This window comes from Streptomyces sp. 4F14 (assembly GCF_048159485.1).
In the GTDB taxonomy this organism is placed as follows: Bacteria; Actinomycetota; Actinomycetes; order Streptomycetales; family Streptomycetaceae; genus Streptomyces.
Window position 1 is genome coordinate 1 of the sequence record NZ_JBLRVY010000289.1, and the last position, 351, is coordinate 351.

The window sequence follows — 351 nt, forward strand, 5'->3', positions numbered from 1 at the left end:
TCGCCACCCCGCGCTGGATCCGGGAGTCCGAGCGCCACCCCGGGCACTTCGACATCGCGGGCGCGCTGACCTCCACCATCGGCATGGTGCTGCTGGTGTACGGGTTCATCCGGGCCGCGCAGGACGGCTGGCGGGATCCGTTCACCCTGGGCTCGTTCGGGGCGGCCGTCGTCTTCCTGATCCTGTTCGTCCTGGTCGAGCAGCGCTCCAGACAGCCGATCACGCCCCTGCACATGTTCGCCGACCGCAACCGCGCGGGCACCTACGGCATCATGCTCAGCCTCGCCGCGGCGATGTTCGGCATGTTCTTCTTCCTCACCCTGTTCGTGCAGGACGTGCTGGACTTCAGCC

General features: G+C 68.1%; 1 pseudogene. It reads left to right on the forward strand.

Features of this window, described 5'->3' with window-relative positions:
• Positions 1-351 (forward strand): annotated as a pseudogene (locus ACLZOT_RS50765) (MFS transporter); the annotation flags it as partial.